This window comes from Herbaspirillum sp. DW155, assembly GCF_037076565.1.
Lineage (GTDB): Bacteria > Pseudomonadota > Gammaproteobacteria > Burkholderiales > Burkholderiaceae_D > Herbaspirillum.
The window spans coordinates 5,289,374-5,314,697 of record NZ_AP029028.1 but is presented as its reverse complement, the minus strand read 5'-3'; the positions used below and the strand labels follow the sequence as shown (position 1 = coordinate 5,314,697).

General features: G+C 61.8%; 21 protein-coding genes and 1 pseudogene. 4 read left to right on the top strand and 18 right to left on the bottom strand.

Features of this window, described 5'->3' with window-relative positions; genetic code table 11:
- Positions 1–15 precede the first annotated feature (15 nt).
- The 3 genes from mreD to AACH55_RS24195 form a co-directional block, all read right to left on the bottom strand.
- Positions 16–525, bottom strand: coding sequence for a rod shape-determining protein MreD (gene mreD, locus AACH55_RS24205; protein ID WP_338717228.1), 510 nt, complete (start codon positions 523–525; stop codon positions 16–18).
- Positions 522–1,601 carry a rod shape-determining protein MreC gene (mreC, locus tag AACH55_RS24200; RefSeq protein ID WP_338717227.1) on the bottom strand — a complete coding sequence of 360 codons (1,080 nt, stop codon included), beginning with the start codon at positions 1,599–1,601 and terminating at the stop codon, positions 522–524. Before mreC ends, mreD begins: the two co-directional genes overlap by 4 nt.
- Before the next feature lie 299 nt (positions 1,602–1,900).
- A complete protein-coding gene (locus AACH55_RS24195) occupies positions 1,901–2,944 on the bottom strand; it encodes a rod shape-determining protein (protein ID WP_006465688.1) in 1,044 nt (347 codons plus the stop codon).
- A gap of 360 nt (positions 2,945–3,304) precedes the next feature.
- Between AACH55_RS24195 and gatC the strand changes: the two genes are divergently transcribed.
- The 3 genes from gatC (at position 3,305) to gatB (ending at position 6,652) form a co-directional block, all read left to right on the top strand.
- On the top strand, positions 3,305–3,607 hold the full coding sequence (gene gatC, locus AACH55_RS24190; protein ID WP_338717224.1) for an Asp-tRNA(Asn)/Glu-tRNA(Gln) amidotransferase subunit GatC: 303 nt from the start codon (positions 3,305–3,307) through the stop codon (positions 3,605–3,607).
- Positions 3,608–3,679: 72 nt separating this feature from the next.
- Positions 3,680–5,146, top strand: coding sequence for an Asp-tRNA(Asn)/Glu-tRNA(Gln) amidotransferase subunit GatA (gene gatA / locus AACH55_RS24185; protein ID WP_338717223.1), 1,467 nt, complete (start codon positions 3,680–3,682; stop codon positions 5,144–5,146).
- 45 nt (positions 5,147–5,191) lie between these two features.
- Positions 5,192–6,652: an Asp-tRNA(Asn)/Glu-tRNA(Gln) amidotransferase subunit GatB gene (gene gatB / locus AACH55_RS24180; RefSeq protein WP_338717222.1), complete on the top strand. Its 1,461-nt coding sequence runs from the start codon at positions 5,192–5,194 to the stop codon at positions 6,650–6,652.
- Positions 6,653–6,753: 101 nt separating this feature from the next.
- On the opposite strand, the gene AACH55_RS24175 is transcribed toward gatB, so the two are convergent.
- The 6 genes from AACH55_RS24175 to AACH55_RS24150 all read right to left on the bottom strand — a co-directional run bounded on the left by AACH55_RS24175 (position 6,754) and on the right by AACH55_RS24150 (position 14,210).
- Positions 6,754–7,509, bottom strand: coding sequence for a putative type VI secretion system effector (locus tag AACH55_RS24175; protein ID WP_338717221.1), 756 nt, complete (start codon positions 7,507–7,509; stop codon positions 6,754–6,756).
- A gap of 31 nt (positions 7,510–7,540) precedes the next feature.
- Positions 7,541–8,296 (bottom strand): putative type VI secretion system effector, encoded by a 756-nt coding sequence (locus AACH55_RS24170; protein ID WP_338717220.1) that lies wholly within the window; start codon positions 8,294–8,296, stop codon positions 7,541–7,543.
- Between the two features lie 31 nt (positions 8,297–8,327).
- A complete protein-coding gene (locus tag AACH55_RS24165; RefSeq protein ID WP_338717219.1) occupies positions 8,328–9,083 on the bottom strand; it encodes a putative type VI secretion system effector in 756 nt (251 codons plus the stop codon).
- Between the two features lie 9 nt (positions 9,084–9,092).
- Complete coding sequence (locus AACH55_RS24160) at positions 9,093–12,020, bottom strand: T6SS effector BTH_I2691 family protein (protein ID WP_338717218.1); 2,928 nt, start codon at positions 12,018–12,020, stop codon at positions 9,093–9,095.
- A gap of 2 nt (positions 12,021–12,022) precedes the next feature.
- Positions 12,023–12,997: a DUF4123 domain-containing protein gene (locus AACH55_RS24155; RefSeq protein WP_338717217.1), complete on the bottom strand. Its 975-nt coding sequence runs from the start codon at positions 12,995–12,997 to the stop codon at positions 12,023–12,025.
- 277 nt (positions 12,998–13,274) lie between these two features.
- Positions 13,275–14,210 (bottom strand): cupin-like domain-containing protein, encoded by a 936-nt coding sequence (locus AACH55_RS24150; RefSeq protein ID WP_338717216.1) that lies wholly within the window; start codon positions 14,208–14,210, stop codon positions 13,275–13,277.
- Positions 14,211–14,361: 151 nt separating this feature from the next.
- Here AACH55_RS24150 and AACH55_RS24145 point away from each other — a divergent pair, with 151 nt between their 5' ends.
- A complete protein-coding gene (locus AACH55_RS24145) occupies positions 14,362–15,252 on the top strand; it encodes a TauD/TfdA family dioxygenase (RefSeq protein ID WP_338717215.1) in 891 nt (296 codons plus the stop codon).
- Here AACH55_RS24145 and AACH55_RS24140 read toward each other — a convergent pair.
- The 9 genes and pseudogenes from AACH55_RS24140 to AACH55_RS24100 all read right to left on the bottom strand — a co-directional run bounded on the left by AACH55_RS24140 (position 15,216) and on the right by AACH55_RS24100 (position 25,168).
- Positions 15,216–16,819: pseudogene (locus AACH55_RS24140) on the bottom strand (methyl-accepting chemotaxis protein). The gene AACH55_RS24145 and the pseudogene AACH55_RS24140 overlap by 37 nt on opposite strands.
- Positions 16,820–17,018: 199 nt before the next feature.
- Positions 17,019–18,512, bottom strand: a complete 1,494-nt coding sequence (locus AACH55_RS24135) for a M81 family metallopeptidase (RefSeq protein ID WP_338717214.1) — start codon at positions 18,510–18,512, stop codon at positions 17,019–17,021.
- A 37-nt stretch (positions 18,513–18,549) separates the two neighbouring features.
- Complete coding sequence (locus AACH55_RS24130; RefSeq protein ID WP_338717213.1) at positions 18,550–19,809, bottom strand: Zn-dependent hydrolase; 1,260 nt, start codon at positions 19,807–19,809, stop codon at positions 18,550–18,552.
- A gap of 277 nt (positions 19,810–20,086) precedes the next feature.
- Positions 20,087–20,791 (bottom strand): ABC transporter ATP-binding protein, encoded by a 705-nt coding sequence (locus AACH55_RS24125; RefSeq protein WP_338717212.1) that lies wholly within the window; start codon positions 20,789–20,791, stop codon positions 20,087–20,089.
- Positions 20,788–21,555, bottom strand: a complete 768-nt coding sequence (locus tag AACH55_RS24120) for an ABC transporter ATP-binding protein (RefSeq protein ID WP_338717211.1) — start codon at positions 21,553–21,555, stop codon at positions 20,788–20,790. The genes AACH55_RS24125 and AACH55_RS24120 overlap by 4 nt, the downstream gene beginning before the upstream one ends.
- Positions 21,552–22,550: a branched-chain amino acid ABC transporter permease gene (locus tag AACH55_RS24115; protein ID WP_338717210.1), complete on the bottom strand. Its 999-nt coding sequence runs from the start codon at positions 22,548–22,550 to the stop codon at positions 21,552–21,554. The genes AACH55_RS24120 and AACH55_RS24115 overlap by 4 nt, the downstream gene beginning before the upstream one ends.
- A gap of 42 nt (positions 22,551–22,592) precedes the next feature.
- Positions 22,593–23,459, bottom strand: coding sequence for a branched-chain amino acid ABC transporter permease (locus tag AACH55_RS24110; RefSeq protein WP_338717209.1), 867 nt, complete (start codon positions 23,457–23,459; stop codon positions 22,593–22,595).
- A 228-nt stretch (positions 23,460–23,687) separates the two neighbouring features.
- Positions 23,688–24,881: an ABC transporter substrate-binding protein gene (locus AACH55_RS24105; RefSeq protein ID WP_338717208.1), complete on the bottom strand. Its 1,194-nt coding sequence runs from the start codon at positions 24,879–24,881 to the stop codon at positions 23,688–23,690.
- Positions 24,878–25,168 (bottom strand): hypothetical protein, encoded by a 291-nt coding sequence (locus AACH55_RS24100; protein ID WP_338717207.1) that lies wholly within the window; start codon positions 25,166–25,168, stop codon positions 24,878–24,880. The genes AACH55_RS24105 and AACH55_RS24100 overlap by 4 nt, the downstream gene beginning before the upstream one ends.
- Positions 25,169–25,324 lie beyond the last annotated feature (156 nt).

Sequence of the window (25,324 nt, the reverse complement as noted above, 5' to 3'; positions counted from 1 at the left end):
CTTGCACCTGGCCCCTCAGATGGGACGGTTCTCGTCGCGGTCCACGGCGCGGCGCTGCGGCGCCAGCAGCAGCAGGCTCACCACCGGCCACAGCAGCGCCGAGATCACGCTCTCGCTGAAATAGAACCAGTCCGGCGACTTGCCCGTGACCATCAGCTGGATCACCAGTTGCACTGCCTGGGCCAGCAGCATCAGCGGCAGCACGTGCAGAGCCTGGGTGCGCAGCGGGAACCACAGCACGCGGCGGTGGATCATGATGGCGAAGTAGGACAGCAGGGTATAGGCCAGCGCGTTCTCGCCCAGGAGCGTGGCTTCGTTCACATCCATCAGCAAGCCCATCAGGAAGGCCACGCTGATGCCCACCTTGCGCGGCTGGTGGATGTTCCAGAACACCAGCGCCAGCGCTACGAAGTCGGGCACGCCGACCATCTGCCCCCAGGGCATCAGGTTCAGCACGAAGGCCACGATGAGGCTGAAGGCAATGAACAGCGGACTGGCCGGCAGGAGGATGGTTTGGTTGTTCATCGTGCGGATTCCTTGGCGGCCGGCTTGGCAGTGCTGGCTGCAGCAGCCGGAGCGGCCGGGGTGGAAGCGGCCGCAGGCTTGGCCGGCGGCGTCACGTTGGCGGCGCCCTTGCGGTCTTCTGCGGGCTTGTCCTTGGGCGTGGCGTTGGCTTCTTCGGCGCTGTTGTCGCGGGTGCTGTCGCGCAGGCGGCGCTTGAAGAGCTTGGCCGATTTTTCATCGATCACGTCCGGTTCGGGACGCGGCGGCAGGTTCTGTTCCACCAGCAGGATCAGCAGCTGGCGATGGCGGTCGATGCCGGCCAGCGGACGGCAGACGATGCGGGCGAAGGAGTCCGCCGAACGCGTTTCCACCAGCGCCACGGTGGCCACCGACAGGCCCGGCGGATAGACGCCATCGATGCCCGAGGTCACCAGCACGTCACCCTTCTGGATGTCGGCGTTGGCGGGCATGAAGCGCAGGTCCAGCGCACCGGTCTGGCCACGGCCGTAGGCCACGCTGCGCAAGCCGTTGCGCAGCACCTGCACGGGGATGGCCTGGTCCTTGTCGGTCAGCAGCGTGACTTCCGAGGTAAACGGGAACACCCGTGTCACCTGGCCGACGATGCCCACCTCGTCGATCACCGGCTGGCCTGCCATGACGCCCTGCTGCGAGCCGCGATTGAGGATGATCTTGCGGGTGAAGGGATCGCGCGCATCGTAGAGGATCTCGCCGACGATGGACTTGACCGGCACCTTCTGCTGCATGTCCAGCAGCTTGCGCAGCTGCACGTTCTCGGCCGCCAGCAGGCGTTCCTGCTGCATCAGCTGGGCGTTGACGATCTGTTGCTGGCGCAGCTCGCGGTTTTCCCTCTGCAGCGACGCCAGCGAAGAGAAATACTCGGACGAATTGGTGAACGCGTCGCGCGGGATCATGGCCACCGTCTGGAACGGATAGAGGGCCGTGCCCAGCGCCTGGCGCAGCGTGCCCAGCACGTGCATGCGGGCGTCGACCACCAGCATCACGACCGAGATCAATGCGAAGACGGTCACGCGCACCCGGGCGGAGGCGCCCTGCTTGAAGAGTGGTGGGATTTCCATGGCGTCAGGCCGCCGGCAGGGCCGCGAGGTGCGGCCATCTGCAGGCGGAGAACTCACTTCCTGCGTCAACAACGATAACAAAAAGGGGAGCCGAGGCGCTCATGCGAGGCCGCACAGGCCGACCCTGCGCCTTGTGCGCAAGCGGCGTGCGCATCCTGTGGCTGGTCGGCGTGAACGGCGTCATATCGAACGTATCGGTTCCCCACTCATCCGGCGGACCATCGCCGCCGGTTCATGCTGTGCTGCCTGCGCCTGCTATCCGGCAGGCGCATCGTGCTGTCGGGAGCTTGCTGGCCGGCTTATTCGGCCGAGAAGATCGAACCCAGCTTGTCCATGCGGTCCAGCGCCATGCCCGAGCCGCGCACCACGCAGGTCAGCGGATCTTCGGCCACGATCACCGGCAGGCCGGTTTCTTCCATCAGCAGGCGGTCCAGGTCGCGCAGCAGGGCGCCGCCACCGGTCAACATCATGCCCTTTTCGGCGATGTCTGCACCCAGTTCCGGCGGGGTCTGTTCCAGCGCGTTCTTGACGGCCGAGACGATGTTGTTCAGCGGATCGGTCAGGGCTTCCAGGATTTCATTGCTGGAGATGGTGAAGGAGCGCGGGATGCCTTCGGACAGGTTGCGGCCCTTGACTTCCATTTCCTTGACTTCCGAGCCGGGGAAGGCCGAGCCGATTTCCTTCTTGATCGCTTCGGCAGTCTGTTCGCCGATCAGCATGCCGTAGTTGCGGCGGATGTAGTTGACGATGGCTTCGTCGAACTTGTCGCCGCCCACGCGCACCGAACCCTTGTAGACCATGCCGCCCAGCGAGATGATGCCCACTTCGGTGGTGCCGCCGCCGATGTCGACCACCATCGAGCCGGTGGCGTCCGAGACCGGCAGGCCCGAACCGATGGCCGCAGCCATCGGTTCCTCGATCAGGTAGACCTGGGAGGCACCGGCGCCCAGGGCCGATTCGCGGATGGCGCGACGTTCCACCTGGGTCGAGCCGCAGGGAACGCAGATGATGATGCGCGGGGAGGGGCGGAACAGCTTGGAGTCATGCACCATGCGGATGAATTGCTTCAGCATCTGCTCGGTGACGGTGAAGTCGGCAATCACGCCGTCCTTCATCGGGCGGATCGCCTCGATGTTGCCGGGCACCTTGCCCAGCATCTGCTTTGCTTCCTTGCCGACTGCCTGGATGGTCTTCTTGCCGTTGGGACCGCCTTGCTGGCGGATCGCCACCACCGACGGCTCGTCCAGCACGATGCCATGGCCGCGCGCGTAGATCAGCGTGTTCGCGGTGCCCAGGTCGATCGCCAGATCGTTCGAAAAGTAACTGCGGAGAAATCCAAACATGAGTTGTCCTGATGCGCCCGCCACGGGGCGCCTAGCTTTTTGATAGGGGGAGGGTGTCCGTTCATGCTGCGGCGACGCGAAAATCAGGCGCCTGCAAGGCATTAATCCGACATTCTACCTTATAATTCCCGAGAAACCAGCAAGCCGGTTTGCCAAAAACATCAGCATCCCGGGCGCTTGCGGCGGCCATCTGGCGCGGGTTTGCCGTTTTTTACGCCTGATCCGCCATGACCCGCACGAGCCGCCGCGCAAGCGAGCTTGCCGACGGCGCCAAGTCTGCAGAAGACGTCTTCTGGCCGCAGCGGCTACGGGTCCTCCAATTTCAACATCACGCGGCGCGCCCTGCGCGTCCTTTCGATCATGTCTCTTGCCCTTTCTGACGTCAAACGCATTGCCAACCTGTCCCGACTGGAGCTGACCGACGCCCAGGCCGGCGCCACGCTGGACAAGCTCAATGGCATTTTTGCCCTGGTGGAGCAGATGAAAGCCATCGACACCTACGGCGTGGAACCGCTGTCGCACCCGATTGCCGCCATCGAGCCGGCGCTGGCGCTGCGCCTGCGCGAAGACGTCGTGACCGAGACCAATCGCCGCGACGACTACCAGCGACCGGCCCCGGCCACCCAGGATGGCCTGTATCTGGTCCCCAAGGTGATCGAGTAAACCCGGCGTCCCGTCCAGAACCCGTCCGCATCCGGCCCAGCCGGCCCGCCAGACCGCAGCGTAACCAATTCCATGCACAAGCTCACCCTCAAAGAACTGTCCGCGCAACTGCAAGCGCGCAAGATTTCCGCCACTGAACTGGCGACCCTGTTCCTGGACCGCATCGAGGCCAGCGATCTCAATGCCTTCCTGCACGTGGACCGCGCACTGACCCTGGCGCAGGCCCAGGCCGCCGATGCGCGCCTGGCCGGCAATGATGCGCCTGCTCTGACCGGTGTGCCCATTGCGCACAAGGACATCTTCGTCACCCGCAACTGGCGCACCACGGCCGGTTCGCGCATGCTGCAAAATTATGTGAGCCCCTTCGACGCGACCGTGGTGGAACAGTTCAACGCCGCCGGCATGGTCACCCTGGGCAAGCTCAACTGCGACGAATTCGCCATGGGCTCCAGCAACGAGAATTCCTTCTATGGTCCGGTCAAGAACCCCTGGGACAAGACCGCCATCCCCGGCGGCTCCTCGGGCGGCTCGGCCGCTGCCGTGGCCGCGCGTCTGGTGCCGGCGGCCACCGCCACCGACACCGGCGGCTCGATCCGCCAGCCGGCCTCGCTGTGCGGCGTGACCGGCATCAAGCCGACCTATGGCAGCGTGTCGCGCTACGGCATGATCGCCTTCGCCTCTTCGCTGGACCAGGGCGGCCCGATTGCCAGGACGGCCGAAGATTGCGGCCTGCTGTTGAACACCATGATCGGCTTCGACGAGCGCGATTCCACCAGCCTGCAACGCCCCAAGGAAGATTTCACCCGCTCGCTGAACCAGAGCCTGCAAGGCCTGCGCATCGGCGTGCCCAAGGAATTCTTCGGCGCCGGCCTGGCCGCCGACGTGGAAGCGGCCGTGCGTGGCGCCCTGGCCGAGTTCGAGAAGCTCGGTGCGACCCTGGTCGACATTTCGCTGCCCAAGACCGAGCTGTCCATTCCCGTGTATTACGTGATCGCCCCGGCCGAGGCCTCCTCTAACCTGTCGCGCTTCGACGGCGTGCGCTACGGCCATCGCGCCGCCGACTACAAGGACCTGGCCGAGATGTACAAGAAGTCGCGTGCCGAAGGCTTTGGCGAGGAAGTCAAGCGCCGCATCCTGGTCGGCTCCTACGTGCTCTCGCACGGCTATTACGACGCCTACTACCTGCAGGCCCAGAAGATCCGCCGCCTGATCGCCGAAGACTTCCAGCGCGCCCTGGCCGGCCCCGACCGCCAGTGCGACGTCATCATGGGCCCGGTCTCGCCCACCGTCGCCTGGGACTTGGGCGACAAGGCCGATGACCCGGTGGCCAACTACCTGGCCGACATCTTCACGCTTTCCACCAGCCTGGCCGGTTTGCCCGGCATGTCCATCCCCTGTGGATTCGGACAGGGCGAGAAGAACGGCAAGCGCCCGGTCGGCCTGCAGATCATCGGCAATTATTTCGACGAGGCGCGCCTGCTGAACGTGGCGCACCAGTTCCAGCAGGCCACCGACTGGCACCTGCGCGAACCGGCCTGATCGCTGGCCCTCGTCACCAACAACAGCATTCGCAAGGACAACATCATGCAGTGGGAAGTCGTCATCGGCCTCGAAACGCACACGCAGCTTTCGACCCAATCCAAGATCTTCAGCGGCAGCTCGACCCGCTTCGGCGCCGAACCCAACACCCAGGCCAGCCCCGTGGACCTGGCCTTGCCGGGCGTGCTGCCGGTCCTGAACAAGGGCGCGGTGGAACGCGCGATCCAGTTTGGTCTCGCCATCGGTGCCACCATCGCCCCGCGCTCGGTGTTCGCGCGCAAGAATTACTTCTATCCCGACCTGCCCAAGGGCTACCAGATCAGCCAGTTCGAGATCCCGGTGGTGCAAGGCGGCACCATGTCCTTCGCCGTCGAGAAGGACGGCAAGACCGAGATCAAGACCATCAACCTGACCCGCGCCCACCTCGAAGAAGACGCCGGCAAGTCCCTGCACGAGGACTACCAGGGCATGACCGGCATCGACCTGAACCGCGCCGGCACGCCCTTGCTGGAAATCGTCACCGAACCCGAGATGCGCAGCGCCGCCGAAGCCGTTGGCTATGCCAAGGCCCTGCATTCGCTGGTGATGTGGCTGGGCATTTGCGACGGCAACATGCAGGAAGGCTCGTTCCGCTGCGACGCCAACGTCTCCGTGCGTCCGGTCGGCCAGGAAAAATTCGGCACCCGTTGCGAGATCAAGAACCTGAACTCCTTCCGCTTCCTGGAAGAGGCCATCAACTACGAAGTGCGCCGCCAGATCGAACTGATCGAAGACGGCGGCACCGTGGTGCAGGAAACCCGCCTCTACGATCCGGACAAGAAGGAAACCCGCTCCATGCGCAGCAAGGAAGACGCGCAGGACTACCGTTACTTCCCCGACCCCGACCTGCCGCCGCTGGCCATCTCGCAGGAGTGGATCGAGCGCGTCAAGGCCACCATGCCCGAGCTGCCCGCCGCCATGCGCGCGCGTTTCGTGGCCGAGTATGCGCTGCCGGAATACGATGCGATGGTGCTGACCCAATCCAAGGGCATGGCCTCCTACTTCGAAGCCGTGGTTGCTGCCGCCGGCAAGGAACAAGCCAAGCCGGCCGCCAACTGGTTGATGGGTGACGTGGCCTCCACGCTCAACCGCGAAGACACCGACATCGCCGATGCCCCCGTGAAGGCTGCACAACTGGCGCTGCTGTTGAAGCGCATCGCCGATGGCACCATCTCCAACAAGATCGCCAAGGAAGTCTTCGCCGGCATGTGGGAAGCCAGGTCCGACAAGGAGACCCTGGCCGACGACATCATCGAAGCCAAGGGATTGAAGCAGATCTCCGACAGCGGCGCGCTGGAAGCCATCGTGGACCAGGTGCTGGCGGCCAATGAAAAGTCGGTGGCCGAATTCCGCGCCGGCAAGGAACAGGCCATCAACGCCCTGATCGGCCAGGCCATGAAGGCCACGCGCGGCAAGGCCAATCCGGCGCAATTGACCGAACTGCTGCGCAAGAAGCTGGTGGGCTGAGTCACACCCGTTGCCTGGTAGCGCAACAAGTTGGTGGATGAACCCCACGCCTGGCAACGGGCGTGGGGTTTCTTATTGGGGGCTTGGAAAGAGGGACGGTTTTAATATTTGAAATAGAGACCGTTGTCTTCCTCATCTTCGTCATCCTCATCCTGTGCGGTTAGACGCTTGGTGGATTCCGACAAATTGACCTCGGCGGGTCGCGGAAAATCTAGAGCACGAAATATTTTTTCCGCGAGCTTTGCAAAGGGGAGCCATTTCCAAAGTATGGCGAAGCAAATACCAGTGGTGAGTGCGATGGCAAGCAAGAATCCCCACCTCGCTTCTATTGAAGAAATGAATTCTATCCGGTAGCTCAGCGACTGATTTCCGCCCAAAAGGATGATGAGGGAAATGGCTGTGAGAAAGAGAGCGTTGGTAACCAAGGTCTTTCTTACGGCGCTACGTAAGAAAGCACGCGTGCCTTTGATGCAATGGGGATAAAGGGCAATAGTGCGTTCCCCCGGTTTATACAAAGCGAACAGCTCGTAGCAGTTTCCTTGTCGCCTGACGGCGGCTTCTACATAGTCGCCGTCCTTGAAAGGACTTCCCCATAACCATCCACGGAGAGTACGCCCGTCAAGCTCAAGTTGAATATAGTCTCCGATGCCCTCCATGGAAGAGGCATAGTTCGACAGAGTCGCCGCCTGCCCGGAGTCACCGATCAAGGCCGACAGAATCGCTCCGAGGCGCATGTTGCTTTGATCGCGTGCGGTGAAGAAGAAATTGGCTGTCTCGCGTGACTTCCTGAAATTCTTTATATGGCCTGATAATTTCTGAAGATCATTGCTGTTGGGGATGTCTATAAAGTCGGTCATCTTTAACTTTGTGCTCGGCTAGGCGGCGCTCCTAATATTTGAAATAGAGGCCGTGGTCTTCCTCATCTTCGTCATCCTCATCCTGTGCGGTTAGACGCTTGGTGGATTCCGACAAATTGATGTTGGAGGGTGACGGGAAGTCCAGCGCACGAAAGATCTTTTCTGCCAGTTTGGCGAAGGGAAGCCATTTCCAAGTCATCGCGAGGCAACACCCAGTGGAGATTAAGACTCCTGCGAGTAAACCCAGCATGCCCTCCTTTGAGGAAAAAAATTCCATCCCGTATGTTAGTGGTTGGTTGAAGCCGAACAGTATCAAGAGAGAAACCGTCGTAAGAAGGATCAGATTGACGAAAAGGGTCCGCTGCAGTGCGATGCGCAAGAAGGCGCGGGTCCCTCTGATGCAATGGGGATAGAGGGCAATAGTTCGTTCTTCTGGTTTGTATAAGGCGAACAACTCGTAACGGCTGCCTTGCTTTTTGACGGCCGCTTCCACATAGTCGCCCTCCTTGAAGGGACTGCCCCAGAGCCATCCGGCCAGAGAACGTCCGTCCAGTTCAGATTGAACGTAATCGCCCATGTCCTCCATGGACGAGGCATAATTCGATAGAGTCGCCGCTTGCCCGGAGTCACCGATCAAGCCCCACAGAATTGCTCCGAGGCGCATGTTGCTCTGATCGCGTGCAGTGAAGAAGAAATTGGCTGTCTCGCGTGACTTCCTGAAATTCTTTATATGGCCTGATAATTTCTGGAGATCGTTGCTGTTGGGGATGTCTATAAAGTCGGTCATCTTTAACTTTGTGCTTGGGTAGGAGGCTCTTCTAATATTTGAAATAGAGGCCGTTGTCTTCCTCATCTTCGTCATCCTCATCCGGTGCGGTCAGCCGTGTGGTTGACTCCCACAAATTGATGTCGGACGGTGATGGAAACTCCAGCGCACGAAAGATCTTTTCTGCCAGCTTGGCAAACGGAAGCCATTTTCGAAGCATGGTAAAGCAGATTCCCGAGGTGATTACCATGCCAAGGAAGAGACCCCCCAGGGCTTCCCTTGAGGAAATAAATTTGATTCCTTGCTCCAGTGACTGTTTCCCGCCAAACAGAAATAAAAGAGAAAGCGCAATGATGAAAAAAGCGTTGGCAAACAAGGTCCGTCTCAAGGCAGCGCGCAGGTATGCGCGGGTTCCCTTGATGCAATGGGGGTAAAGCGCGATAGTTCGTTCCACTGGTTTGTACAGAGCGAACAATTCGTAACTGCCACCTTGCTTCTTGATCACAGCTTCTACATAGTCGCCGTCTTTGAATGGGCTGCCCCACAACCACCCATAGGCACGACGTCCTTCCAACTCAAATTGAACATAATCGCCGATACCCTCCATGGACGAGGCATAGTTCGACAGAGTCGCCGCCTGCCCGGAGTCACCGATCAAGGCCGACAGAATGGCTCCGAGGCGCATGTTGCTCTGATCGCGTGCCGTGAAGAAGAAATTGGCTGTCTCGCGTGACTTCCTGAAATTTCGGATGTGGCCTGTCACTTTCTGAAGATCGCTACTGTTGGGGATGTCTATAAAGTCGGTCATCTCTGTCTTTCAAAAATACATTCGCAACTCTTCCAATGTTGGATCTTCAAGTGCTCCCCAAGCTCTTTGGGAGTCTTCTTCCTTTGCAGGAGGTGCTAGCGCCAGCTCCACCAGGGCCTTGTTGAGAGCCAGCATTTGTTCCCTATGGGACGCGTACCCAACGGGGGTGTCGCGTTTCTCTCCAAATGGGCAGAGGGAGCACCATATTTGCAGCTCGTCCTCTTCGAAAATCCATATCAGAACCTGCAAACCGAATAAGGCGATAGAAAGAGAGCCTCCCATTGTCATCAGTAAACCTCTTGCAACAATGAACGGGATCTCTTTCTGACCTACTTTCTTTGCGGTGAGGATAAGAACCGACGTGGAAGTTAAATGGCGGATATAGGGTGTTGAGTAGGTTAAGGCAGTAGCTAGCGATATGATCGCGTTAGCTGCTCCCCCCGCAAATTTCAGTCCATATAGCGTAGCTAGACTTGAACGCTCTCTATGTGAGGCTTTGCTGTATTCCTCATAGTCCAAATAAGCCCCAATCGCCGATCCCCCCGCACTCAACAACCCCCCCGCCAACTTCAACCGCTGATAGCTCCAGAGCGAAGCGCCCTTGTCAAAATCACCTGCCGCGTCCTGCGCAATCCCTTTCACCAGCGTCGCTGTGATATCGAACAGGCCCGCCGTAATCGTCATGCCTGAAGCGGCCAGCGCCAGCCAGCTTTTCTTATCGTTCTTCTTCAGGACTTCGCCCATCATCTTGGCAAAGTTGCCGCCCTCGATGAACATGACCAGCAGGTTCAACCGGATGTCCTTGACGGCATTGGTGTGCGTGCCGCTGTTCTTGAATCCTTCCCAGGCCGCGCGCAACTTCTCCGCCTGCACCGTTCTCATCTCCGGCTTGTCTTCCATCAGGAAGGTCCGGGCCGTGCGCAGCCGTTCCATGGTCTGCTGTCGCGCAATGCCTTCTTCCTTCGATTGCACCCGTATCAGTTGCAGCGAGTCCGCCGGGTCCACCAGTGCCCGGATGCTCAAGAGGTGCTGGATCATTTTCTCGCCCCCATAATCGAGCGCGCTGTCGATCCTGAATCGCCGAATGATGGCGTCACCCGTCGTCATGATCTGACGATCGATGCCCCGCGTGGGATACGCCTTGAGTGCGACATCGAAGGCCATCGACCCTTTGGCGGAGGCCGCCTTGTCGTTAGCGACGTAGAGGCTGTTGGCCTTCTTGTAGACGTCGGCCACCGACTTCAGGCTCTTTTGAAAGACGGTGTCCCAGCCAAGGCTGGACGCCAGCACCCGCTTGTCGTTGTGGGCGATGGCCTCTTTCAGGTAGGCATCGAGTTCGCGCATCGCATCGACCTGATTGAGCGCCATCGCCCGCCATAGCAGATTGCTTTCGGTGGCTCGCATGTCGTCCACCCAGGCGGCGATCTTGCGCTGGCCAACCAGGCTGTGGTTCATGCCAAAGAGCGCACGGCCGACCTGATCGTCAAACACCATGCCGTCATGGACGTTCTTTCCATGAAACTCGCTGAAGGCGTCCAGCAGACTCTTCGATTCCAGCCAGCGCACCAGGTCTTCCGTCCGCTCCTCGGCGATGCGAGCGACCTCTTCCTGGAAAGCCTGGTAGTTCTTCTTGAATTTTTCCAGCAGTGGCTTGTCCAGCCGGCTTTCATATTTTTTCCATGCACCGGCACGCGCGTAGGCAACATTCTCGCGGCCCGCTCTTCCCCGTGCACGCACCAGTTCGTCAGCCTTCACGCGCACCTTTGCCAGTTCTTCGCTACGCTGCGGTTCAGGTAGTCGGTTGACGCGGTGGAGCAGATGGCCAGGATCGATGACCCGAGGGGAAATGTCCGTCATGCGCAAGTCATCGATGAGGTCGCAAATCTCCTCAAGCTTCTGCCGCTCCTGCATCGGACGAGTCGCGGCACGGGCCCGTATTGGCTCAGTATCAGGTTGCCTGATGGACTGGGCCTGTAGCACCTCTTCCTGGATTCGTGCCGCGCGTTCCCCCAGTACTTCCCGCAAGCCGTCAATGGTCATCATCGCCGAGACCTGCTGCTCCAGTTCGTCAACGTATTTCTCCGACCAACCGACCACGTCATTGCGATAGCCATTGAGCTCATGCACGATGCCTACCGCATCCCACAGCCCCATGATCATGGGCGGATGATCTTTTCCTTTTGCCTGCTTGCCGATCTGCTGCATCAGGCTGGCGACGGTCTCACTCTGGTCCGCACGGGCAAAGGAGACATGGACGGTGCTTTCCCGCGTGAGTACCTCCTTGAAATAGCTGCCATCCTTGGCCGGCTTGCTGATGTTTCTCATGCCGCTTCTGTTGAGCGTGCCAGCGTCATACCGCGGGCGATATTCCAATATCTGCTCGATGTTGCGTTTGCTCGCGGCAAGCCCGTGGCGATAGCCGCCGGCGGCAATCCAGGTCGCTGGCTCCAAGCACTGCATCCGGCGATCACGGAGTTTGACGTCACGTTCAAAGTCGGCCAGTGTCTCCGCGCTCCATATATGCTCGGAAAACGCCAGCCAGACTCGCTTGCAGTGTTGCGGCTCTTCGATCGTGATGACCGATGCCGGGAGATTGTGCCCATTGCGCGCACACTGGGGTTCCTCGCCGACCAGCCTGATGGCGCCCGCAGATGGCATCTTCCATAGCGTGCCGGCCTCGGAGACCGCATAGACTTCCCATTTGATGTGGCTGCCGCTGGGATGCTTCTCGTGGAAGAGATAGAGGAAACCCTGTCTCAAGGTGCGCAGCGCATAGTTGTGATTGCGCAAAGGAACCGTCAAGACCTTGTTGCCCAACGGAGCGGGGACAAATGCATCAACCTCCTTGGGTACCACGCAATAGCGTACCGGCAGGATGGCCAGACCGCTTTTGTTGCAGTTCGGGCAGGATGGATTCTGAGGATTGGTACAAGCCATGATCAAAGTGCCTTTCGAAAAATCCCTGCCAGCAAGTCAGGCCGGTCGTGGATGACGTCTTCCAGAGCCCGTCCATAGGGCAGGCCCTCCGCCGTCTTCAGCCATACCGGGGCCAGCAAGGGGGCAAGATGGAAGTCCATGCCGATCTCCAGCGCGTGTCTGGCAAACAGCGTGCGGCAACGGGCGTCGCGCAAACCGTAACGGCTGGCATGTTGCAGACTGTGGAAGGTGCGCTGAGGCCAGCCGGCTTGCATGGCGAGCCGGTCAGCCCACAGGCTGTCTTGCGAGCACAGCTGCAGCCATGCGGCATGGACGTTGGCAAAGTCACTGACACCAGCCCACTGGTCGGCACTCAGTTGCAGGCGCATCATGGATGGCGCGCTGTCGATGGCAGACAGGTCTTCTGGAGAACGGTCCTGAACCAGCAAGCTGTGTTGCCGGCCGATGGCCCAGATGGCCTGGGCCGGGCCAAGCAAGGTGTGGCGTTGCTGCGCATCGAGGATGGGCCAAAGCCATTCGCGCACTCCGGGGTCATGAAACCGCAGCAAGGTGTCCAGTCCGTTCCATCTGTGGAGATAGCAGCTTGCAGCCCAGTGTCGGGTCAGATCCTCGGCACTGACTGAGCAGGTGATCCATCCACATACCGAATGCCCGCGCATTCTTTGTAGCTGCTCCAATGTCCAGTCGGCCCAAGCCCATTGCACGCTGCGTTCCAGCAGATCGGAGTCGTGACGGCGCGCCAGATCCAGCATCACCAGATAGGGGCCCAGCAGCGGGTCGAAGTTGGCATGCGCCACAGGAAGGCGCACGCGCCTGTCTTGCTCCACTTCACCGGCGTCAAAGGGATCCTGAAGCACAGGATTAATCCACAGCAGGCATCGACTGTCCGAATGAGCGCTGAAATGGCGGTGTAGAACCTGGATCAGCACATCAGCGCTGCCAGCCACTGCTGGCGCTTGGCGGCTCACGTGGTCCATGCGCTTGATGTCGCTGGTGCCGGCGCAGCGAGTCGCCTGCTTGATCGTGGGAGTTGCGATTGGGACTTCACGGTTTTCCTCGTCGTCAGGTCTTCAGGAAGAAGCTGCGATCTGGACTGTTGGTGAAGTTGAAGTGAAAACAGGTGCAGAAGCGTGTCTGCATCAGGCCGCAGCAAGGCCGCACATCATGCGGGGCCAATATCTGCGGAAGGCGTAAAGGGAAGAAAAAGAAGCGGAAGCTAGAAAATGATCGACGTTTATCTCGTCAACGTTTCGATCATGGCGATTCTGCGGCAGTCAACACCAATGGCCGCCCGCGCGCCCAGCGATTGCTCGACAGCGAAAACGTCAGCGAACTGACCTGGTGGTACCAGCCTGCCGGGATGTAGAGCATCTCGCCCGGCTGCACTTCGCAGCACACCAGCGCCGCCTGACGCGCCAGCGGGAAGCGCTCCAGGTCCGGATGATCGGGGTCGAAGGGCGAACCGAACAGGATGGCGTTGGCCTCTTTCGGATACAGATACTGGTCATGATGCGGCGGCGCCAGCCAGACGCGTTTCTTTCCCCATACCTGGGCGAACACATTGTCGTCATAGTCGCAATGCAGCGGCGTGATGCAGCCGGCCGGTCCGATCCAGAAGCGCGGCGGCCCCATCTTCTCGAAGAAGTTGGGCCACTGGCACAGCGCATTCAAGGCCCGCAATTCCAGGTTGCCCAGATAGGGCGGAAGCCCGCTCTCATCGGCCATCGCCTGCGCCAGGTAATCGACCAGCGTCATGTCCTGCATGGCCCGGTCCGGCGCGAAGGCGGTGTTGATGTAGTCCCCCACCCGCGCGCGCACCGGCAACTGGCCGAAGTGCTTGCGCAGGTCTTCCATGGACATCGCCGACAGCGGCCAGCGGCTGGCCATGCCGGTCATGATGAAGGGCAAGCCGGCGCGCGCCCGTGCGCGGAAGGCGGCCGTCTTCTGCGCTCCGATGCGCTCGATCTCCTGCACTGCGGGCAGCACGGCGCTGGCTTCGCGGATGGCCTGGCGCATCTCGGCCACCGACGCCACGCCGCGTACCTGGGCATCGCGCTTGTCACGCGCCGCTTTGCGTGCGGCCACTTCCGCAGCGCTCAGCCCGGTGAAGTCGGGACGGGGCGGCAAGCGGCCTGCCCCGGAATGGGCGGTTTCAGGGCCATGTGAAGGAAAAGGCAGGGGCTGTTTCATCCCGGCTATTGTAGCGGCAGGGCCTAGCGCGCTCAGCGCATATGGATATGAATTCTTCTTCCTTGTTGGAGCGTGGCCGGGGGAGTGTAATAAGCCCTTTGGCAGGCAGCCGGGCGTGGCCCGGCCTGACCTCGGATACACAGGAGCCCCCATGTCGGTCGCCACACTGGAACGCGCGCAGCAGACCCGTCAACAATTCGAGATCCTTCCCTTCGACGCCCCGCTGGGTGCGGAAATCATCGGGCTGGACCTGAACCTGCCCGTCTCTGCCGACGAGCTGGCCCGCATCCGTGGCGCGCTGGTCGAGCATGGCGTGGTGGTATTCCGTGACCAGCGCATCACGCCGCAGCAGCACATCGATTTCAGCCGCCGCTTCGGTCCCTTGCAGGTGCACGTGCTCAACCGCTTCCACCTGGCCGGGCATCCGGAGATCCTGATCGTGTCCAACGTGGTCGAGAACGGCAAGCCCATCGGCCTGGTCGATGCCGGCGCGGACTGGCATTCGGACCTGTCCTACATGCCCAAGCCCAGCCTGGGTGCGCTGCTGCATTCAAAGGAACTGCCGGCCGAGCGCGGCGATACGCTCTATGCCAATACCGCCGCCGCCTGGGACAGCCTTCCCGCAGCGCTCAAGACCCAGCTCGAAGGCAAGCGCGCCGTGCATTCCTACGTCTATCGCTACGAGCGCCTGCGCAAGCTCTCGCCCTGGCGCCAGCCGCTGACGCAGCAGCAGATCGACGAGGTGCCGCCGGTGGAGCATCCGGTGGTCATCACCCATCCGGAAAGCGGCCGCAAGATCCTCTTCGTGAGCGAAGGGTTTACGTCGCACATCATCGGTATCCCGCGTGACGAAAGCGATGCGCTCTTGAAAGAACTGCACGCCCACATCACCCGCCCGGAGAATGTCTACACCCACCGCTGGCAGTCCAACGACCTGGTGTTCTGGGACAACCGCAGCACCCAGCATTACGCCGCGATCACCCCGCAACACCTGCGCCGCACGCTCTATCGCACTACGGTTGAAGGCGACGTGCCGCGCTGACCCCGGCGGGTGGTAACGCTACCGTGGCGGTATCAAGGCGAAACACGCTGACCGCCTCGGTCAATGAGGCTGCCTGATCCTGCATGGAACGGGCCGCCGCCGCGGCTTCTTCCACCAGTGCGGCATTCTGCTGGGTGGCTTCATCGATGTGGGTGATGGCCAGGTTGACCTGTTCGATGCCATCGCTCTGTTCCTGGCTGGCCAGCGTGATTTCGCGCACGATCTCGGTCACGCGGGCCACGCTGTGCACCACTTCCTGCATGGTGTTGCCGGCCTGGGTCACCAGGCGGCTGCCGTCGTCCACCTTTTCCACCGAATCCTCGATCAGCTGCTTGATCTCCTTGGCGGCCGATGCCGAACGCTGCGCCAGCGAACGCACTTCCGAGGCCACCACCGCAAAGCCGCGTCCCTGCTCGCCGGCACGTGCGGCTTCCACCGCCGCGTTGAGCGCCAGGATATTGGTCTGGAAGGCGATGCCATCGATCACGCTGGTGATGTCGGCAATCTTCTGCGACGAGGCATGGATCAGCCCCATCGTCGCCACCACCTGCTCTACCACCGCGCCGCCCTGGCTGGCCACTTGCGAGGCCGAGGCCGCCAGTTCGTTGGCCTGGCGCGCATTGTCGGCGTTCTGCTTGACGGTGGAGGTCAGCTGTTCCATCGCCGAGGCGGTCTCTTCCAGAGCGCCGGCCTGCTGCTCGGTGCGCGCCGACAGGTCCAGGTTGCCGGTGGCAATTTCGCGCGAGGCGACGTTGATGGTATCGGTGCCGGAACGCACCCGTCCCACGATGTCCAGCAGGCTGCCATTCATGGAGTTCAGCGCCGCCAGCAGCTGGCCGGTCTCATCGCGCCTGTCGGCCTGGATGCGTGAAGTGAGGTCGCCAGCGGCCACGGTCTCGGCAATGGCCACTGCCTGGTTCAGGGGACGCGTGATGCTGCGCGTGAGCAGCCAGGCCAGCGCCGCTCCCAGCACGATCTCGATGGCGCCCAGCAACAGCAGCATGGTGCGGCCTGAACGGTAATTGCGGTTGATCTCGGCGGCGGCCTCGTCGATTTGCTTCTTCTGGTAATCGGCGTAGCGCAACACGCTGTTGGCGTAGTCATCCATCATCTTGACCAGCACGGTATCGGTCATCTCGCGGGCGCGGGCATCGTCGCCGGCCGTCTTGATGTCGAAGATTTTCTGACGCATATCGCGATAGGCGGCGCGCAGCTTGCCGACTTCCTCGAAGAGGCGCTTTTCCTCCGAGTCGTTGATGGCCGCTTCGACATCCTTCTGCAACTGGCTGACCTTGGCCGACTGGGCATCGATCTGCTTCTGGAAGTAGGCCTGGAAGGCATCGTCATCGTTTTTCATGACGGCAAAGGTACGCACGCCGTTTTCCTTGATGGCCGCATGCCACTGCACGGCATCGCGTTCCTTCTTCAGCGCGATCTGGGTCATTTCGTGGGTGGCATCCCCAATGCTGCCCAGGCGCCACACGCCCAGGCCCACCATCACGGCCATCAACATCAGCAAGGCAATGAAGCCGATGGCCAGGCGCACGCCGATCTTGAGGTTTTTCATTCGGTTTCCCCTTGTGTGAAGTGCCCGGCAGCTGCTTTGTTGTTGTGATCGTGGCCGGGCTTGCTGCAATGATGAATGGCTCATCATTGCTGACTTGCAGGCTAACACAGGCCTGCGCCCGTGCAGCACCACTAGGGAATGTCCTGATACGCGCTGTTGTATTACGGCAAAGCGCCTGCCGGGCCGCGCTGGGCGGGACTTACCAGCCCATGGCCGCATCCAGGGGATAGATCGGCCGGCGCACCTTCTTGATGGGGAACAGCCGGAAACTGGCACTGGTCGGCCCGCCGCTGTCGGAGTCGCATTCCACCAGCGCCCGGCTGATGGGCACAAATACCGGACGGCAATACATGCGCGATTTCAGGATCAGGAATGCCTGCTGCGCCGGGTCCAGGCCCAGGCTGGTAAAGACGCCCAGGTCATAAGGCTCGACCCGCTCCTCGGTGATGACGATGCGCGCTGCGCCGATGTCGAAGAGCACACTGCGTCCCATCTGCAAGCGCGATCCGGTGTAGATCGGCCCGGTCACCGTAAAGCGGCCATCGGTGATGGCCACGACCTTGCCGGTATAGACCGGCGGCGTCTTGCGGATGCCCTGCGCGGCCAGCTCGACCTTGTTGCCCACGGCCAGGGTGACGGTGGCACCCACACCGGCTTCGACCAGCTGCGCGACCGCCTCGGGATCGCTCACCGGTCCCACGGCGATGCCTTCAAGACCCGCCTGCAGCGCCGCTTCCAGCACGTCCATGGTATTGCAGGTGCCGCCCGACATGACGTTATCGCTATGATCCAGCAGCAGTACCGGCCCCTGGCCCTGCCCCTGGCTCAATTTCCTGGCCTGCGCCAGCGACTCGGCCAGGGGCAGGCTGTCATAGACGAAATCGGCGCGCTCGGCCCAGATCTGCCGGGCGATGCGCTCGGCCACCGCCTCGGCCAGCGGTGCATCGTTCTCGGTCACGACCACCACCGACATCCCCGCATCGCGGAAATCCGACAGGGGAAAGCCCGCCAGCACCGACACCGCCAGCACGCCCGCTTCCTGCTCGGCCGCCTTGGCCGCTTCCACCGCGCGCTGCATGGCCGAGGCCGAGGTATTGCTGGTCAGCGTGGCCGACAGCACGGGCACCTGGCGCCACGCCATGCGCGGCTGCGACTTGCCCTGCAACCGCGCCAGCAGCAGACGGCCGGCATGCTCGCCGGTTTCATACATGTCGATGTGCGGATAGGTCTTGAAGCTGACGATCACATCGGCATGCGCGACCATCTTCTGCGTGACGTTGCCATGCAGGTCCAGCGCCACCGCCATGGGCGTATCGGGCGCGATGCGGCGGATGCGTTCGAGCAGCGTGCCTTCGCCATCCTCGGCGTTCTCGGCCACCATGGCGCCGTGCAGGTCGAGGAGGATGGCATCGCAGCCGCCCTCGACGGCGCGCACGATGGCATCGCACATCACCGTATAGGCATCGGCCGCCACCGCCGCGCTGGGATTGGCCCAGGCGGCCAGCGGGGTGACGATTTCGGCACCGATCTGTTCGGCCAGTGCAAGGAAAGCGCCCATGGCCGTGCGCGCACCCTTCTGGTCAAGGTAGGCGGCGTGGTCCCATTGGGGGGTGAACGCTGCAAGCGGTGTGGGAATCGGCGAGAAGGTATTGGTCTCGTGATTCATGCGTGCAATGACGATTTTCGGCTTCATGTTCAGTTTTTTGCATCAATCTGTTTTCATGCACCGCTCACGCGGCGACCACGCCCGCACTGGCCAGCATGGCCTGCAACAGCACGTTGCAGCCGGCTTCCAGGTGTTCGGGACGGGCGTCTTCGATCTCGTTGTGGGAGACCCCATCCTTGCAGGGCACGAAGATCATCCCGGCCGGTGCCAGTCGCGCGGCATAGATGGCGTCATGTCCGGCGCCGGAGACCACATCCATGGTCTTGTAGCCCAGCGCGGCAGAGGCGGCGCGCACATTGCCCACGCACTCCGGGTGGAAGGGGCAGGGCGGGAAGTACGACACCCGCTCCAGTTCGATGGACAGCCCGGTCTTCTTGCGCATCGCTTCCAGATAGGCCAGCAGGTCTTCATGCATGCGCGTGAGCGACTCCTCGCTGACGTTGCGCAGGTCGATGGAAAACTTCACCTGCCCCGGAATCACGTTGCGGCTGTTGGGCATCACCTGCACCTGGCCCACCGTGCCGCGTCCATAAGGCGGATAGCGATGGGCGATGGCCACCACCTCCTGCATGATGTAGGTCGAGACCTGCAGCGCATCCTTGCGGATTTCCATCGGGGTCGGCCCGGCATGCGATTCAAAACCGGTGACCGTACAGTCGTACCACGACAATCCCAGCACTGCCGGCACCACACCGATGACGGTATCGGCATTTTCCAGCACCGGTCCCTGTTCGATGTGCGCCTCGTAATACGCACCGATGGGATGATCGCCACAGACCTGCTCGCCGATATAGCCGATGCGTTCCAGTTCGTCGCGCACCTTCTTGCCGTCGATATCGGTGGCGTTGTAGGCATGCTCCAGCGTGAAGGCCCCGCAGAAGACACCCGAGCCCATCATCACCGGCACGAAGCGCGAGCCTTCTTCGTTGGTCCATACCGCCACCTCGATGGGGGCCTCGGTCTGGATGTTGTGCTGGTTCAGGGTGCGGATCACCTCGATGCCGGAGAGCACGCCATAGTTGCCGTCGAACTTGCCGCCGGTGGGTTGCGTGTCGATGTGCGAACCGGTCATCACCGGGGGCAGGGCATTGTTGCGGCCGGGGCGGCGCATGAAGATGTTGCCGATCTGGTCCACCGCCACGCTCATGCCTTCGGCACGCGCCCAGGATGTGACCAGATCACGGCCCTGTTTGTCGAGGTCGGTCAGGGCCAGGCGGCAGACGCCGCCCTTGGCGGTGCCGCCGATGCGGGCCAGTTCCATCAGTGAGTCCCACAGGCGCGTGCCGTCGATGCGCAGGGTGGAGGTGTCGGTTTTCATGTTCATCTTGATTCCTTGTTTGATTTGTTGTCGGTGCGCCTTCGATACGGCCTTCGGCCTACTCAGGACGAACGGGAGGTGGGTCATCCACTCACCGTTACGGGAGGTGAGGCATCCACTCGCCGTTATGGGAGGTGGGTCATCCACTCGCCGTTACGGGAGGTGGGTCATCCACTCCCCGTTACGAGAGGTGCGTCATCCACTCCCCGTTATGGGAGGTGAGTCATCCACTCCCCGTTCGTCCTGAGTAGCCGCGCAGCGGCGTATCGAAGGCGCGCCGTCCTCAGGCCGCCAGATTGACGCCCAGATAGCGATCCTTCACGCCCTCATCGGCCAGAAAGTCGGCATTGCTGCCGCTATACACGATGCGCCCCTGTTCGACGATATAGTGCCGGTCCGCCAGCTGCGTACACACTTCCAGATTCTGCTCCACCAGAATGATGGACATCCCGGTGCGCTTGATCTGCCTGATCTGCGCCACGATCTCGTCCACGATCACCGGCGCCAGTCCTTCCACCGGTTCATCCAGCATCAGCACACGCGGATGCGTCATCAGCGCGCGCGCAATGGCCAGCATCTGCTGCTCGCCGCCCGAGAGCTGGCCGCCGCCATTTTTGCGACGCTCCTTCAGGCGCGGGAAGATGGCATAGATCTCTGCCAGCCCCCAGGCGGACTCCTTGCGTGCGGCCATGGTCAGGTTCTCTTCCACCGTCAGCAGCTTGAAGATGCCGCGATGCTCGGGCACCAGGCACACGCCGCGTGCCGCGATCTTGTAGGAGGGCAGGCCGCTGATGACCTGGCCCTCGAAGAGCACGCGCCCCTGCGCCGGTGGCACCACGCCGACGATGCTCTTCAGGGTCGTGGTCTTGCCCGCGCCATTGCGGCCCAACAGCGTCACCACCTCGCCCGCATCGACCTGCAGCGACACGCCCTGCAGGATGTGGCTCTTGTCGTAGTAGCCGTGAACGTCTTCCACTTGCAGGATCATGCTTTGCCTCCCGTGATCATGCTGCCGAGATAGGCCCGGCGTACGCGCTCATCGCTGCGGATCTCGGCCGGCTTGCCCTGCGCCAGGATCTGGCCCAGCTGCATCACCGTGATGCGGTCCGAGATATCCATCACGATATCCATGTTGTGTTCGATCAGCACCACCGTGTAGTCGCGCCGCAGTCCGTGGATGAGCTGCTTCATCCCGGCGATGTCGTCGATGCCCATGCCCGAGGTCGGCTCATCCAGAAAAATCACCTTGGGTCGCCCGGCCATGGCCATGCCCACTTCCAGCCGGCGTTGCTGGCCATGTGAAAGTTCTGCACAGGCCCGTGCCGCCACCGCCTGCAGGGACAGGCGTTCCACCAGCGCATCGGCCAGCGCGCATGCGGCGGTGAATTGTTCGGCACGTTTCCAGGGATTCAATGCGGCCAGCGGTGCGCGGCCCTGCGCAGCCAGCCGCAGGTTCTCGCGCACGCTCAGGTTGGGGAACAGGCTGGTCACCTGGAAGGAGCGCGCCAATCCCTTCTGCACGCGGCGATTGCCCGGCAGATGCGCCACTTCCTCGCCTTCGACCAGGATGCTGCCCTCGGTGATGGGCGTGGTGCCGGTCAGCGTATGGAACAGCGTGGTCTTGCCCGCACCATTGGGACCGATCACCGAATGGACGGTGCCGGCCTCGATATCGAGCGTGATGTCGTTGACGGCGGTGAACTTGCCATAGCGCTTGGTCACGTTCACCGCCTGCAGGATGGGGCGGTTCATGAGTGCTTCTCCTTGGTCACGGTGGCGCCTTGTGCAGCGTCTTCCTTGTGGCCGCGCACGGCATCGATGATCTTCATCGCGAGGCCGAACAGGCCCTTCTGCATGTAGAGGCTCACTGCAATCAACAGCAGCCCCAGCAGCATCAGCCAGCGCGGCCACAGCGTGGAGAGCCAGTTACCCACCAGCACGTAGAAGCTCGCCCCCAGCACCGAGGCAAACAGGTTGCCGGTGCCGCCGATGACGGTCATCACGAGAATCGCTTCGCTGGTGTGGTATTCGATGTTGGAGAGTGGGGCCACGCCGGTCATCATCGCGTGCAGTCCACCGGCCAGACCCGTCACCGCGCCCGAGATCACGAAGGCCGCCAACTTCAGCAGCCGCACGTCATAGCCCAGCGCCGAGGCACGCGCTTCATTCTCGCGCACCGCCAGCAGGGTCTTGCCCAGCACCGAATCGACCACCCGCTGCAGCAGCCAGAACACCAGCACGAACAGGATCGCCACCACCGTGTAGTACTGCCACGAAGAAGTGGTCGGCAGCAGTGTCAGCCCGAACAGCGACAGGGGCGGACGCGGGATGTCCAGCAGGCCGTTGTCGCCACCGGTCACGTCCTTCATCGTATAGGCCAGGAAGTAAAACATCTGGGCGAAGGCCAGCGTGAGCATCACGAAGTAGGTGCCGCGCTGGCGGATCGAGAACCAGCCCACCAGCAGCGCCACCAGCGCGCCACCGAGGGCCGCCAGGGCCAGTGCCGGCAGCAGGGCGAGCTTGAACTGCAGCAGCACCACGCCGGCGGTATAGCTGCCCACGCCAAAGAAGATGCCCTGGCCGAAGGACATCAGGCCGGTATAGCCCAGCAGCAGGTTGCAGCCCAGCGCGGCCAATGCGAACACCAGCACTTCGGTGGCCAGCGTGCCGGAGGGCAGCAGCAGCGGCAGCAACAGCACCACGGCCGCGGCCAGCAGGGTGTAACGGAAATGCGCAATCTGTTTCATGAAAGCCTCTGTGCAGAAAACGTCAACGTGCGTCAAACCACATCAGGCCGCGCCGGGCCGGCCCAGCAAGCCGTTCGGACGCAACAGCATCACGGCCGCCATCGCGACATAGATCATCAGGTGCGCGCCCTCGGACCAGACCGTGCTCATCACGCTCTGCACGATGCCCACCAGGATGCCGCCAATGAGCGCGCCCCAGAAGCTGCCCAGCCCGCCCACCACCACCACCACGAAGGCGATGCCCAAGGCTTCCACGCCCATGAAGGGATCGGCGCCGCGTATCGGTGCGGCCAGCGCACCGGCCAGACCAGCCGTGGCCGCGCCCAGGGCGAAGACCAGGCTGAAGATGCGCTGGATGTTCAGGCCCAAGAGGCTGACCATTTCGGTCGATTCCGACCCGGCCCGCACGATCGAGCCCAGGCGCGTGCCTTCCAGCACCCACCACAAGAGCAGCGCCATGACGGCCGTCAGCCCGATGACGAAGAGGCGGTACTTGGGATAGACGAAGCCACCCCACATCACCACACCCTGCAGCAGATCAGGCGGAGCGACGTTGTTGCCCAGCGGTCCCCATGCGGAGATCACGGCTTCCTGTATCACCAGCGCCATGCCGACCGTAAAAAGGATGTGGAAGTGATGCGGCAGCGCATAGACGTGGCGCAGCACGAAGCGCTCCACCACCCACGCGAACAGGCCCACGACGACGGGGGCGATGAAGAGCGACCACCAGAAATCCAGGCCGCGACTGGTGGCCTCGTAACAGAGATAAGCACCCAGCAGGAAGAAGGCGCCATGCGAGAAATTGACGAAGCGCAGCAGGCCGAAGACGATCGACAGGCCCACCGCCAGCAGGAAGTAGAGCATGCCGATGCCCACGCCATTGGCGATCTGCAGCAGATAGATGTTCATGGAACCTCGTGAGGGAACAAAGAAGTTCAGTAATGGTTCGACTACCGTTCGGACTGAGTAGCCGCGCCAGCGGCGTATCGAAGGCGTGACTCCCTTTGCATGTCGGACGGCGCGCCTTCGATACGACCCTGCGGGTCTACTCAGTCCGAACGGGTGGGGCGTGCCCGACGTCAGCACAGCCCCATCAGCGCCATGTCAGCGCTCCATCAGCGCCACATCAGCACCACATCACAGCTTGCACTGCGTCTTCTCCAGCGGCAGGAAGGACTTGCCGGAAGAAACGATGTCCGCATAGTCGTTCTTGTTGGCCATCTTCGCCTTGGCCTTGCCCTTGAGCAGGTAGTAGTTCTTGATGACCTGATGGTCGCCCTTGCGGATTTCCTCGGTGCCGGTCAAGCCCTCGTACTTCATGCCTTCCATGGCCGCGATCACCGCCTTGGGGTCGGTGCTGTTGGCCTTGATGATGGCGTCCAGGATGATCTTGGTACAGATGTAGGAGCCGGCCAGGCTGTAGTTGGGATCGATCTTGAGGCTGTCGTTGACCAGCTTGACGAATTCCTTGTTGAAGGGCGAATCGATGGCGTGCCAGTACTGCGCGCCGAAGTAGACGCCCTCGCAGATGTCCGCGCCCAGGGTTTCGAACTGCTCCAGCCCCGAGGCCCAGGCCATGAGGATGGTGCAGTTGTTCTTCATGCCGAAGCTGACCGCCTGGCGCAGCGTGTCCGAAGATTGCGATCCGAAGTTCAGCAGCAGCAGCACGTCCGGCTTGGCCGCCATGGCATTGGTGAGATAGCCGGAGAATTCCTTTTCGGTCAGCGAGTGGTAGCTGTTGCCCACATGCTCGATGCCCTTTTCCTTGAAGATGTTCTTGGCCGCCGACAGCAGGCCTTCGCCGAACACGTATTGCGGCGTGATGGTGTACCAGCGCCTGGCGTTGGGCAGCTTCTCCAGCAGCGGACGCACGGTCTGCTCGATGGCCCCGAAGGTCGGCACCGACCAGCGGAAGGTGGCGCGGTTGCAGTCGCTGCCGGTGATTTCATCGGCCCCTGCGGTGGTGATGAAGACCGCGCCGGCCTTGTCGGCTTCCTTGCCCATGGCCAGCGCTTCGCCCGACAGGATGCCACCGGCGAAGAAGCGCGTGCCCTTCTCGATGGTCTCCTGCATCTTGCGCACGGCGGTGGCGGGTTTGCCTTCCGTGTCGAGGGTGATGTAGCTGGTGCTCTTGCCCAGCACCTTGCCGTATTTCTGCAAGGCCAGCTTCATGCCCATGTCGGCGAACTTGCCATTGGCGGCAAAGGGCCCGGACATCGGCACCGGACAGCCGAAGGCAATGCTCTCGGCCTGGGCAAAGACATCGTGGTAGCTCAACGCGCCGGGTGCGGCCAGTGCGGACAGTTTCAGGAAATTGCGACGGCTGATCATGCTTGTTTCTCCCTCGAAGCTAACGATTGACAGATGACATCCATGGAATTGCGCAACACTGCATTACCGCTCATCAACGCAAGTTCCATGCCCATGTCTTCTGAAAAACTTAAGAAACCACGGCATGGGAATATTGCGCGGACGCAGGAAATCCTCCGCCAGTCACCGGCGGAAAAGAGACGATCAATAGGGATACGCTGCCTGTTGCGCGTGACGCAAGGCAGTGCCGTGAGGGCGATAAAACGCTGCAGCAGCGCACATTTGCGCCGCGTGGCGTGAGCCGGCATGGGGCTCCTCCTGCCGCTCCGAAGAGCGTGTCTCCAAATGTGGTTTGCCGTTCTCCCGTGCTGCCGGTGTGTCTCCACCGGTCGTCCACGACGGTCTGGTTTTCTAAGGTTTGCTACTTTTTGTGCAAGCCCGCAGTTCACTTCCTGCGGGCTGGG

Coding starts and splice junctions, on each gene's coding strand:
- mreD (WP_338717228.1), bottom strand. CDS start 525: ATGAACAACCAAACCATCCTCCTGCCGGCCAGTCCGCTGTTCATTGCC.
- mreC (WP_338717227.1), bottom strand. CDS start 1,601: ATGGAAATCCCACCACTCTTCAAGCAGGGCGCCTCCGCCCGGGTGCGC.
- AACH55_RS24195 (WP_006465688.1), bottom strand. CDS start 2,944: ATGTTTGGATTTCTCCGCAGTTACTTTTCGAACGATCTGGCGATCGAC.
- gatC (WP_338717224.1), top strand. CDS start 3,305: ATGTCTCTTGCCCTTTCTGACGTCAAACGCATTGCCAACCTGTCCCGA.
- gatA (WP_338717223.1), top strand. CDS start 3,680: ATGCACAAGCTCACCCTCAAAGAACTGTCCGCGCAACTGCAAGCGCGC.
- gatB (WP_338717222.1), top strand. CDS start 5,192: ATGCAGTGGGAAGTCGTCATCGGCCTCGAAACGCACACGCAGCTTTCG.
- AACH55_RS24175 (WP_338717221.1), bottom strand. CDS start 7,509: ATGACCGACTTTATAGACATCCCCAACAGCAATGATCTTCAGAAATTA.
- AACH55_RS24170 (WP_338717220.1), bottom strand. CDS start 8,296: ATGACCGACTTTATAGACATCCCCAACAGCAACGATCTCCAGAAATTA.
- AACH55_RS24165 (WP_338717219.1), bottom strand. CDS start 9,083: ATGACCGACTTTATAGACATCCCCAACAGTAGCGATCTTCAGAAAGTG.
- AACH55_RS24160 (WP_338717218.1), bottom strand. CDS start 12,020: ATGGCTTGTACCAATCCTCAGAATCCATCCTGCCCGAACTGCAACAAA.
- AACH55_RS24155 (WP_338717217.1), bottom strand. CDS start 12,997: ATGGACCACGTGAGCCGCCAAGCGCCAGCAGTGGCTGGCAGCGCTGAT.
- AACH55_RS24150 (WP_338717216.1), bottom strand. CDS start 14,210: ATGAAACAGCCCCTGCCTTTTCCTTCACATGGCCCTGAAACCGCCCAT.
- AACH55_RS24145 (WP_338717215.1), top strand. CDS start 14,362: ATGTCGGTCGCCACACTGGAACGCGCGCAGCAGACCCGTCAACAATTC.
- AACH55_RS24135 (WP_338717214.1), bottom strand. CDS start 18,512: ATGAAGCCGAAAATCGTCATTGCACGCATGAATCACGAGACCAATACC.
- AACH55_RS24130 (WP_338717213.1), bottom strand. CDS start 19,809: ATGAACATGAAAACCGACACCTCCACCCTGCGCATCGACGGCACGCGC.
- AACH55_RS24125 (WP_338717212.1), bottom strand. CDS start 20,791: ATGATCCTGCAAGTGGAAGACGTTCACGGCTACTACGACAAGAGCCAC.
- AACH55_RS24120 (WP_338717211.1), bottom strand. CDS start 21,555: ATGAACCGCCCCATCCTGCAGGCGGTGAACGTGACCAAGCGCTATGGC.
- AACH55_RS24115 (WP_338717210.1), bottom strand. CDS start 22,550: ATGAAACAGATTGCGCATTTCCGTTACACCCTGCTGGCCGCGGCCGTG.
- AACH55_RS24110 (WP_338717209.1), bottom strand. CDS start 23,459: ATGAACATCTATCTGCTGCAGATCGCCAATGGCGTGGGCATCGGCATG.
- AACH55_RS24105 (WP_338717208.1), bottom strand. CDS start 24,881: ATGATCAGCCGTCGCAATTTCCTGAAACTGTCCGCACTGGCCGCACCC.
- AACH55_RS24100 (WP_338717207.1), bottom strand. CDS start 25,168: ATGCCGGCTCACGCCACGCGGCGCAAATGTGCGCTGCTGCAGCGTTTT.